The sequence below is a fragment of the Paenibacillus sp. EKM301P genome, assembly GCF_011800295.1.
GTDB lineage: Bacteria > Bacillota > Bacilli > Paenibacillales > Paenibacillaceae > Paenibacillus > Paenibacillus polymyxa.
In genome coordinates this window covers 1-238 of record NZ_JAALFM010000154.1, presented here as the reverse complement: position 1 = coordinate 238, position 238 = coordinate 1, and the positions used below count along the sequence as shown (strand labels likewise).

Genomic DNA, 238 nt, shown 5'->3' with positions numbered 1-238 from the left:
CTATGACCCGTAGGGGATTCGAACCCCTGTTACCTCCGTGAAAGGGAGGTGTCTTAACCCCTTGACCAACGGGCCATCCTGTAACAAGCTCTCAACCGGGATCGAACCGGTGACCTCATCCTTACCATGGATGCACTCTACCTACTGAGCTATGAGAGCAAATGGCTCCCCGAACAGGACTCGAACCTGTGACAACTCGATTAACAGTCGAGTGCTCTACCAACTGAGCTATCAGGGA

At 52.9% G+C, this 238-nt stretch carries 3 tRNA genes; all 3 read right to left on the bottom strand.

Features of this window, described 5'->3' with window-relative positions:
* Nucleotides 1–3: 3 nt before the first annotated feature.
* The 3 genes from HFD99_RS25325 to HFD99_RS25315 all read right to left on the bottom strand — a co-directional run bounded on the left by HFD99_RS25325 (nt 4) and on the right by HFD99_RS25315 (nt 238).
* Nucleotides 4–75: transfer RNA gene (locus HFD99_RS25325), tRNA-Glu, on the bottom strand.
* 11 nt (nt 76–86) lie between these two features.
* Nucleotides 87–159: transfer RNA gene (locus HFD99_RS25320), tRNA-Thr, on the bottom strand.
* A 3-nt stretch (nt 160–162) separates the two neighbouring features.
* Nucleotides 163–238: transfer RNA gene (locus tag HFD99_RS25315), tRNA-Asn, on the bottom strand.